The organism is Hymenobacter amundsenii (assembly GCF_002204745.1).
GTDB lineage: Bacteria > Bacteroidota > Bacteroidia > Cytophagales > Hymenobacteraceae > Hymenobacter > Hymenobacter amundsenii.
On sequence record NZ_NIRR01000070.1, the window covers coordinates 1 to 7,781 of the forward strand.

Consider the following 7,781-nt stretch of genomic DNA (forward strand, 5'->3'; position numbering starts at 1 on the left):
TTCCTGCCCCCGGGCCACCAAATGGGCCAGGCGCGGGGCCAGCCCCAGCCGGGCCAGCGCGCGGCCGTGGGCCGTGGGTGGGCCGGCGGGCAGCAGGGCTTCCAGGCGCACGAGCAGCTCGCGTGCCTGGGCCAACGCCGGGGTTGGCGGCACATCAAGCCAGCGCAGGGCCGTGGCGTCGTGGGCGCCCCACAGGGCTAGTTCTAGGGCCAGCGGGCTAAGGTCGGCAGTCAGGATTTCGGGGGGCAGATGCAGCGGTAACTCCCGAAATTCGGCTTCGGTCCAGAGGCGGTAGCAGGTGCCGGGACCGAGGCGGCCGGCCCGGCCCCGGCGCTGGTCGGCGGCGGCCTGGCTGGCGGGCTCGGTGCCCAGCGTGGTGAGGCCGGAGCGGGGCTCGAAGCGCGGAATGCGGGCGTAGCCGCCATCCACCACAATGCTCACGCCCTCAATAGTAAGGCTGGTTTCGGCGATGCTGGTGGCCAGCACCACCTTGCGGCGGCCGGCCGGGGCGGGGCGCAACGCGGCATCCTGCTGCTCGGCCGGTAGCTCACCGTGGAGGGTGTGCAGGTCGATGTAATCGGGCAACGAAGCCAGCTTGGCGGCCACCCGGCGTTGGTCAGCCAAGCCGGGCAGAAACACCAGCACGTCGCCGGTAGTGTGGGTGTGCAGGGCCTCGCGCACGAGCACCGGCACGAGGTCCTGGAGTTTTTCGTGGGGGCGGCGGGAGGCACTGGCGGCCCGCTGGGGGCTCAGATAGTGGGTGTCAACCGGAAACATGCGGCCCAGGCTGCTCACCACCGGCGCATCGAGCCATTGGCCCAACCGCTCGGCATCCAGCGTGGCCGACATCACCAGCAAACGCAAATCGGGCCGCAGCACCTGCTGGGCATCCAGAGCCAGGGCCAGGCCGAGGTCGGCTTGCAGGCTGCGCTCGTGGAATTCATCGAAGAGCACGGCCGCTACGCCTTCCAGGCCTGGATCGTCCTGGAGTTGGCGGGTGAGGATGATTTCGGTGACGACTTCGATGCGCGTTTTCGCCGAAATCCGGCTTTCCAGCCGCATGCGGTAGCCCACCGTCTGGCCCACGGGCTCGCCCAGCAGCTGGGCCATGCGCGTGGCCGCCGTCCGGGCCGCCAGCCGCCGCGGCTCCAGCACGATAATCTTGCCGCCCGCCCGCCAGTCAGCCTCCAGCAATGCCAGCGGTACCAGCGTGGTTTTACCCGCCCCAGGTGGGGCCTGCAACACCGCCACGTTGTGGGTTTGCAGCGTGGCCAGCAGCTCGGGCAGGGCATCGGTGATGGGGAGGTTGGGGAGGCGCATTTGGTGAAGTGCTGTTTTCGGGCGGAGTTACGCAGAGCTGCTGAACGGGCCCATTACCCGCTGCGGGATATTGCTCAATACAGCGCCACCGAGGCATCTATGCGCCGGCTCCAAGCATCGATGCCACCGCGCAGGTTGAGCAGGTTGGTGTGCTCGTGGCGGTGCTGCAGGTAGGCCAGCGCCTGCATCGAGCGGACGCCGTGGTGGCAGATGAGTACCACCGGCCGGTCGGTGGGCACCTCGTCGGCGCGGGCGGCCAACTCGCCCAGCGGAATCAGCTGGCTGCCTTCGATGTGGCAAAACTCGTATTCTTCGGGCTGGCGCACATCAAGGAGCAGAAGGTCTTCGCCGCTTTGCAGGCGGGAGTACAGGGCTTCGGGGGTGAGTTCGGGCAGCATCAAAAAAACAGGAAAAGCCAGGAAAGCCGTAAAATTACCTTAATGCTGGTTAGCTTTGACAAGCCGGCTATTGAGGTGTCGGCATTCTGGAAACACTAGCGCAGGCGTGGAGCAACTACTGAACTTCTGGACCGAAGCCGCCGGCGGCAGCCCCTTAGAGTGGGTAGCCGTGCTCACGGGGTTTGCCTGCGTGTGGCTGGCGGCCCGCGAGTCGCTCTGGAACTTCCCGGTGGCCATCGTCAGCTGTGGGCTCTACGTAGTGGTATATTACCAGGCGGCGCTGTATTCCGATTGCTTTCTGCAAACCATGTTCATTGCGCTGGCGCTGCTGGGCTGGTACCAGTGGCTCTATGGCGGCCAGAACCGCGCGGAGTTGCCCGTAACCCGTACTCCGGCGCGGGAATGGGCTGGCTGCGCGGTCTTTGTGGTCGCTTACACGCTGGCCGTCGGATACTATCTGCAGCACCATACCGATGCCGCCCTGCCGCACTGGGACGCCTTCACGACGGCCGGTAGCCTTGCCGCCCAATACTTGCTGATTCGTAAGCGCCTCGAAAACTGGGTGATTTGGGTGGTTGTTGATATCATCTACGTGCCCATTCTCTGGTACAAGCACCTGTACCCTACCAGTGCCCTCTACGCCCTCTACCTCGGTCTGGCCGTGTACGGGTACGTGGAATGGCGCCGCGCCCTGCGCAAAACCCGCTCAACCGCCCCTTCTCCTACGCTCACGCTACACACCTGACTCATGCCTGACTGCCGCTTCCGGTCACTTCCAGCTGTTCGCCACCGCTTTGCGGCCACTCGCTGATGCTGCGCGTTGCTCTCACCGGCCCCGAATCGACGGGTAAAACTACCCTGAGCAGCCTGCTGGCCGACCATTACCATACCGTTTGGGTGCCCGAGTACGCCCGCGCTTACCTGACCGAGCGGGGCCCCCAGTACGCACTGAGCGACCTGGAAGAAATGGCCCGCGGCCAACTGGCAGCCGAGGAAGCCGCCATCCGGGAAGCAGCCCGGCGGGGCCGGCCGGTAGTGTTCTGCGACACCGATTTGCTGGTGATAAAAATCTGGTCGGAGCACTCGTTTGGCTACTGCCCCGACTGGATTCTACGCCGCATCGAGCAGCAGCGCTACGATTTGGTGCTGCTGCTGAACGTGGATATGCCCTGGCAGCCCGACCCGCTGCGCGAGCACCCGCACCACCGGGCACACTTTTACGCCCTCTACCAGCGGGAACTCCACGGGCAGTTGTCGAACTTTGCCGAAATAAGCGGCCCACCCGCCGAGCGCCTGGAGCAGGCCTGCTTTCACGTCGATATGCTGCTCGACCAGTTCCAGGATCAACCGTCGGAACGGCAACCGACTGCCGAACGAAACTAACTTTGCGGGCGGACTACCGTTTTGGGCGTATTGCCTTTCCTCCGCTTCCCTCCCAGATGTCGTTTACCCTTCAAAATGAGCAGTGCCGCGTACAGGTGAAGGCCCGTGGAGCCGAGCTGAGCAGCTTTGTGCGCCTCGACCTGGCCGGCGGCCTCGAATATATCTGGCCCGCCGACCCCACTTATTGGAATCGCCACGCCCCGGTGCTCTTCCCCATCGTGGGTCGCCTGCCCAACAACCGCTACCAGCACGAGGGCCGCGAGTACGAGCTAGGCCAGCATGGTTTCGCCCGCGACCAAGACTTTGTCCTGCTGCACCAAAGTGAGTTTGAGTTGGTTTTCGAGTTGCGCTCCAACGCCGCGAGTCGGGCCGTTTATCCCTTCGATTTCGCTCTGCGCATCAGCTACCGGCTGGCGGGTACTATGCTCACCGTAGGCTGGGAAGTGGAAAACACCGGCGCGGCAGAGCTGCTGTTCAGCATCGGGGCGCATCCGGCCTTCCGCTGCCCGCTATTGCCCGGCGAATCTTTTGAGGATTACGACTTCGTATTCGACCACCCCGTAACGCTGGAGCGCCACCTGCTGCAAAATGGCCTGCTCAGCGGCGAAACCGAGCCGCTGCTGGCGCAGCAAACGGTACTGCCGCTGAGCTATGAGCTCTTTGCCGAGGACGCGCTGGTGTTCAAGCACTTTGATTTTACCCACCTCTCGCTCCGCAGCCGGCGCTCGGGCCACGGCGTGCGGGTCCGCTTCGATGGGTTTCCCTACCTCGGCCTCTGGACCAAAGGACCCGGGGCCGGCTTCGTGTGCATCGAGCCCTGGCAGGGTATTGCCAGCAGTACCACCGACTCCGGCGAGCTGGCCGACAAGGAGGGCTTGTTGCGCCTCGAAGCCGGCCAGGAATTTGTCACTTCTTACAGTATCAGTGTTGCTTAACCCCTCCATGACTTCCGAAATCACCATTCGCCCCGTCAGGGTGGACGAAACCTATGCCCTGCGTCATCAGGTACTCTGGCCCCAGGAGCCGCTGGCCTACATCAAGCTCAACAACGACGAAGCCGGATTTCACTATGGCGCTTTCCGCAATGCCAAGCTGGTATCGGTTATTTCGCTTTTCATCGATGGCAACGTGGCCCGGTTCCGCAAGTTCGCCACCCGCCCCGACTGCCAGGGCCAGGGCATTGGGTCGCAGCTGCTGCGCCACGTGGTGCGCGAAGCCCGCGACAAGGGTGCCCACCGGCTCTGGTGCGACGCCCGCGCCGTAAACGAGGCCTTCTACCGGGCCTTCAAGCTCGAACCCGAAGGCAACCGCTTCTACCGCGGTACCATTCCCTACGTCCGCATGGCCCGCGACCTGTAGGGTTTAAGGCCTTAGGTCTTGGAAAATAAAGCCAAAAGGGACGTCATTCCGAGCGAAGCGAAGAATGACGTCCCTTTTGCTAACAGCTAACACCATCATAGTTCTACCGTGACGCGGGGGCCGTAATCGGGCTCCCAGTCGTTGATGGGGCGGGAGATGCCGGGAGGGAGGTCGAAATCGGGCAACCCATCGTCGAGCGGTTCACCGCCTTCGTCGTCGTTGTCGGGTTTGGGGGGCTGGCGCAGGCGGCGGCCGGGCATCATCACCAGAAAGCAAATGAAAATCAGGGCAACTAGCACGTAGAAGAGGCTGGTGATGGTCATGGCGTGGGAATTGAAGGGCGACGACGAGAAAAGCTGGGCAGGCCAGCTGCAGCAAACCAACTGCCAACGGCCCGGCCTGGTTCTGCCTGGTTTGCTGGCTGACCAATGCGGGGCGTGTTTCTAATTTAGCTGATTGTCAGTAGAAAACGAAGTGGCTGACGTTTTTTTAGCGAACAGCTTTCTGGTGGGTACCAAAGGAAACCCGGCCTCAAGCGTGGAAACCGGCCGCCGCGCCTTACCTTTGCGCCACAATGTTTAGGGGTGCCCGAGCTACCAGGTAGCTTTTGGGCTGAGATCATACCCATTGGACCTGATCCGGGTAATGCCGGCGAAGGGAACAAACGATCCGCGAACGAAAAACCCTTCGGTGCCGACCCCTGGCACCGGGTCCGTTCCACTTTTTCCATTTTTTCATTCGTGAAAACCGTATTAACTACCGGACTGGCCCTGCTGGGGCTGTCTGGCGCGGCATGGGCCCAAGGGCCCGTGTCCGGCACCATTACCGATGCCCGCACCGGCGCGCCCTTGCCCGGCGCAACTATTCTGCTCGATGGCGCGGCCAGCGGAGCCACCGACACAGCCGGCGGCTTTAGCCTAACGGCCGTGCCGGCGGGCACCCACGAGCTACGTCTCACCTTCGTGGGCTACGAAACCCTCGTGCAGACATTGCAAGGGCAAGCCGGAGCCCAGCGCTTAAATGCAGGCCTGCAACCCGGCGGCGTGCTCACCGGCGACGCCCTCGTAACGGCCCAACGCGCCTCCGATCGTACGGCCACGGCCTACACGAACTTAGGCAAGCAGGACCTGGCCAAGCGCAATTTCGGCCAGGACTTGCCTTATCTGCTCGACCAGACGCCTTCGGTGGTGGTGAATTCCGATGCCGGGGCGGGCGTAGGCTATACCGATATCCGCATCCGGGGCATCAGCAACACGGGCATCAACATGACCATCAACGGCATCCCGCTCAACGATGCCGAGTCGCACGGCTCGTTTCTGGTGAACCTGCCCGATCTGGCCTCGTCCATCAGCTCGCTTCAGATTCAGCGGGGGGTGGGCACCAGCCAGAACGGGGGTGCGGCTTTCGGGGCCAGCCTCAACATTAGCACCCTCGACAACCGCCGCGAGGCCTACGGTGAAACCAGCAACTCTTACGGCTCCTTCAATACCTGGAAAAACACCGTGCAGTTCGGTACCGGGCTGTTGGGCCAGCACTTTACTGTGGACGGCCGCCTCTCGCGCATCAGCACCGACGGCTATATGAACCGGGCTTCGTCGGATTTGAAATCGTATTACCTCGCCGCCGGCTACCAGGCCAAGAACACGCTGGTGAAGTTCATCACGTTTTCGGGCCGCGAGAAGACGTACCAGGCCTGGAACGGGGTGCCCGAACCCGCCATCAGCGGCGACCAGAAGCTGCTGCAACAGTTCATCGATAATGGCGAACTGAGCCCGGCCGACGCCGAGCGGGTGCGCCAGGAAGGCCGCCGCTATAGCTACTACACCTATGACAACCAAACCGACAACTACCAGCAGAATCACTACCAGCTCCACCTCTCGCAGGGCTTGGGCTCGGACTGGAACCTGGGTGCGGCCCTGCACCTGACCCGCGGATTCGGCTACTACGAGAGCTTCCGCACGGGCCGCAAGCTGGCCAACTACAACCTGCCCGACGTCGTGCTCGGCGATACGACCATCAAGCGCACCGACCTAGTAGACCGCAAGTGGCTCGATAACTACTTCTACGGGGGCACGTTCGCGCTCAACTACCAACCCAAGGGCAACGATAAGTTACAAGCGACACTGGGCGGGGCCTGGAACCGCTTCCTCAACGACCACTACGGCGAGGTAATTTGGGCGCGGTACGCCTCCACCGGCAACATCCGCCACCGCTACTACTTCAACGACGCGGCTAAAACCGATTACAACGCCTACGCCCGCGCCACCTGGCAGGTGCTGCCCCAACTCGGTGTGTACGGCGACGTGCAGGTGCGCCATATCAACTACAACCTCGACGGGCTCGAAGATGGCCAAGTGGACGTAGGCACCCACGTCAGCTACACGTTCTTCAACCCCAAAGCCGGGGCTACGTTTGCGCTGGCCGAAGGTCAGCAACTCTACGCCAGCTTCGCGGTGGGCCAGCGCGAGCCGGTGCGCTCCGACTTCACCGACCGCCTCGCCGGCGACCAGCGCGCCCAGGCCGAGCGCCTGAACGACTTTGAGGGCGGCTACCGCCTCACCCAGCCCAACAGCTCGCTGCTGGGGCCGAATACGGCGTTGCGCCTCGAAGCCAACTACTTCTACATGAATTACCGCAATCAACTGGTGTCCATTGGGCAGCTCAACGATGTGGGCACGCCGTTGCGCACCAACGTGGCCCGCAGCTACCGCCGCGGCCTGGAGCTGACCGGTTTCCTGTCGGCCAACGATAAAATCAGCCTCAGCAGTACGCTCACCCTGAGCCAGAACCGCATTCTGGATTATCGGGAAGCCACCACCGACAGCACTTTTGTGCTACGCACCAGCACCATTTCTTACTCGCCCAGTGTGATATCGGCGCATACCCTGGAGGGCCAGCCACTGAAAGGACTACGGGCGGCGCTGCTCTACAAAACCGTGAGCCGCCAATATCTCGATAATTCGGCCAGTTACAACAGCCGCATCAAGCCCTACCAAGTGCTCGATTTCCGGTTGCGCTACACCATCCGGCCCGTGTTCATCAAGGAAATCGAGTTGGGTCTGCTGGTCAATAACGTGCTCAACCGCCGCTATGCCGCCAATGGCTACACCTACGGCTACCCCGGTGCCGACGGCCAGCAACAAACCTTTAACTGGTACTATCCCCAAGCCACCCGCAACTTCCTGTTATCGATAGGAGCGAAGCTTTGATCACGGATTTTAACGGATTCCACGGATTTTGTAGACGGGCCGTTATTCAGCAAGAGGCAGCTCGGCAATACTTAAAAACCCCAAAAGCACCGCGGTTGAGGTGGCTTTTGGG

General features: G+C 62.6%; 8 protein-coding genes and 1 riboswitch. Of the genes, 5 read left to right on the forward strand and 3 right to left on the reverse strand.

Annotated elements, in window-relative coordinates; all coding sequences use genetic code 11:
* Together hrpB and CDA63_RS19545 are read right to left on the reverse strand one after the other, a co-directional pair.
* Positions 1-1,320: ATP-dependent helicase HrpB (gene hrpB, locus CDA63_RS19540; protein WP_088466139.1), on the reverse strand; the 1,320-nt coding region annotated here is incomplete at its 3' end.
* Positions 1,321-1,394: 74 nt separating this feature from the next.
* The gene (locus CDA63_RS19545) at positions 1,395-1,718 is read right to left on the reverse strand and encodes a rhodanese-like domain-containing protein (protein WP_088466140.1); all 324 of its coding nucleotides are present in this window, start codon (positions 1,716-1,718) and stop codon (positions 1,395-1,397) included.
* Positions 1,719-1,824: 106 nt separating this feature from the next.
* On the opposite strand from CDA63_RS19545, the gene pnuC reads away from it, so the two are divergent.
* The 4 genes from pnuC (at position 1,825) to CDA63_RS19565 (ending at position 4,460) form a co-directional block, all read left to right on the forward strand.
* Positions 1,825-2,463: a nicotinamide riboside transporter PnuC gene (gene pnuC / locus CDA63_RS19550; protein ID WP_165768414.1), complete on the forward strand. Its 639-nt coding sequence runs from the start codon at positions 1,825-1,827 to the stop codon at positions 2,461-2,463.
* Between the two features lie 65 nt (positions 2,464-2,528).
* A complete protein-coding gene (locus CDA63_RS19555; protein ID WP_088466142.1) occupies positions 2,529-3,101 on the forward strand; it encodes an AAA family ATPase in 573 nt (190 codons plus the stop codon).
* A gap of 56 nt (positions 3,102-3,157) precedes the next feature.
* Positions 3,158-4,036 carry an aldose 1-epimerase family protein gene (locus CDA63_RS19560; protein WP_088466143.1) on the forward strand — a complete coding sequence of 293 codons (879 nt, stop codon included), beginning with the start codon at positions 3,158-3,160 and terminating at the stop codon, positions 4,034-4,036.
* A gap of 7 nt (positions 4,037-4,043) precedes the next feature.
* A complete protein-coding gene (locus tag CDA63_RS19565) occupies positions 4,044-4,460 on the forward strand; it encodes a GNAT family N-acetyltransferase (RefSeq protein ID WP_088466144.1) in 417 nt (138 codons plus the stop codon).
* Positions 4,461-4,555: 95 nt separating this feature from the next.
* Here the strand turns inward: CDA63_RS19565 and CDA63_RS19570 are convergent, their stop codons facing one another.
* The gene (locus tag CDA63_RS19570) at positions 4,556-4,783 is read right to left on the reverse strand and encodes a hypothetical protein (RefSeq protein ID WP_088466145.1); all 228 of its coding nucleotides are present in this window, start codon (positions 4,781-4,783) and stop codon (positions 4,556-4,558) included.
* A gap of 247 nt (positions 4,784-5,030) precedes the next feature.
* Positions 5,031-5,139, forward strand: a riboswitch (TPP riboswitch).
* 61 nt (positions 5,140-5,200) lie between these two features.
* On the opposite strand from CDA63_RS19570, the gene CDA63_RS19575 reads away from it, so the two are divergent.
* Positions 5,201-7,669 carry a TonB-dependent receptor gene (locus tag CDA63_RS19575; RefSeq protein WP_088466146.1) on the forward strand — a complete coding sequence of 823 codons (2,469 nt, stop codon included), beginning with the start codon at positions 5,201-5,203 and terminating at the stop codon, positions 7,667-7,669.
* Positions 7,670-7,781: the final 112 nt, after the last annotated feature.